The organism is Acidocella sp. MX-AZ02 (assembly GCF_000306035.1).
GTDB classification, from domain to species: Bacteria; Pseudomonadota; Alphaproteobacteria; order Acetobacterales; family Acetobacteraceae; genus Acidocella; species Acidocella facilis.
In genome coordinates this window covers 1-1,668 of the sequence record NZ_JH976225.1, presented here as the reverse complement: position 1 = coordinate 1,668, position 1,668 = coordinate 1, and the positions used below count along the sequence as shown (strand labels likewise).

The window sequence follows — 1,668 nt, the reverse complement described above, 5'->3', positions numbered from 1 at the left end:
AAATTATCCAACAATTCCAATGCATAATGGCCCCGAACAAGGGGCCGTTTGCGTATCTAGGTCCTAATGCAGCATTAGGGCATTTTAACTCGAAATCCTAAACCTGACAGCCTATGGTCGTATCGTAGCCATTGATCCTCAACCAACGCGGACGCCGACACCGCGGAAGGGGGCAACATGCCGACGATCGATTTGCTGGGCGGGAAGGTCCAGATTTACCAGCGCGACAATAGCCGGTTCTGGCAGGCCAGGGCCTCTGTTGGCGGTAAGCAGCGCCAGTTCAGTACCAAGCAGGAAGGCCAGGAGCTGGCCGCCAAGGCGGCGGAGAGCTGGTACTTCAAATTACACGGCCAGGCCGAAGCGGGTGTATTAAATGACCGTCCGACCTTCAGGAAGGCGGCCGAGCAGTTCCTGAAGGAATATGGCGTCATCACCGAGGGTGAGCGGTCCGAGAAATGGACCGAGAGCCACGCGATCAGGTTGCGGGTGCATCTGTTGCCGTTCTTTGGGGCGTTACCGTTGGACAAGGTGACGCCCGGCAAGGTGCAGGAATACCGCGTGCACCGGATGACGAGCTATGCAGCGCCGAACCCGCATTCGAAAAGCCAGCACAAGCCGAAGGCCAAGCCGCCGGCGCGCAGTACGCTGCATGATGAGGTGGTGACCCTGCGCATGGTGCTCAAGACCGCCATCCGGCATGGCTGGCTGGAGCATCTGCCGGATCTGACGCCGCCTTACCGGACGCAGGGTAAGATTACGCATCGGCCCTGGTTCAGCCCGGAGGAGTACAAGCAGCTTTACGAGGCGGCGCGGGCTTATGCGAAGGAGCCGTTCCGTTCGCACCTTAAATGGAACGCCGAGCAGGTTTATGACTTCGTGCTGTTCATGGCCAATACCGGGTTGCGCCCGGATGAGGCGTTCAATCTGCAGCATCGGGATGTGACGATTGCCGAGGGGGACGGCAAGCAGGAACTGCTGGAGATTGAGGTCCGCGGGAAGCGCGGCGTCGGGCATTGTAAGAGCATGCCGGGGGCGGTGCGGGTTTATCAGCGGCTGCGGGCGCGGGCCAAGCCGGTGCAGGCGGAATCCCGCCGGGAGCGGCAGCACCGGCGCAGGACTGGCGGGGACGCGCCTGTCCCGTCCGCGCCGGAATATCCGGCGGCGATGGATCTGGTATTCCCGGGAAATCACATCAAGCTGTTCAATAATCTCCTGGCCCGGACTGGGCTCAAGCTGGACCGGGATGGCAAGGCCCGGACCGCCTATAGTTTGCGCCATACCTATATCTGCATGCGGCTGATGGAAGGGGCGGATATTTATCAGGTCGCCAAGAATTGCCGCACCTCGGTCGAGATGATCGAAAAGCACTATGCGGTCCACCTGAAGAACACGCTCGATGCCACCGCTATCAATGTCATGCGTAAGCGGGCCGGGAATAGGAAAACGACAACCGGTGCGCGGAAAGGCGCGTGGAAGGCAGGTGAACTGGATGACGCGGATTGATGTTCGTTAAGCGCCGGGCGTAGGCCCGGCCAGAGAGCGAGCCGCTTGGCGGATCGCCAAAAGCGCCCCCCTTGCGGGTGCGCAATCAGGCCGAAGGGCCAGAAACTAAAACTGGTTTCGTAAATTCCAGCATGCATCTCGTTGAAAACGAAGATTATCCCTAAC

The 1,668-nt window shown here is 59.9% G+C and carries 1 protein-coding gene; it reads left to right on the top strand.

Going from position 1 to position 1,668, the window contains the following annotated elements; all coding sequences use genetic code 11:
• The first annotated feature begins 177 nt into the window (after positions 1-177).
• Positions 178-1,503, top strand: a complete 1,326-nt coding sequence (locus tag MXAZACID_RS17200; RefSeq protein WP_008495833.1) for a site-specific integrase — start codon at positions 178-180, stop codon at positions 1,501-1,503.
• Positions 1,504-1,668: the final 165 nt, after the last annotated feature.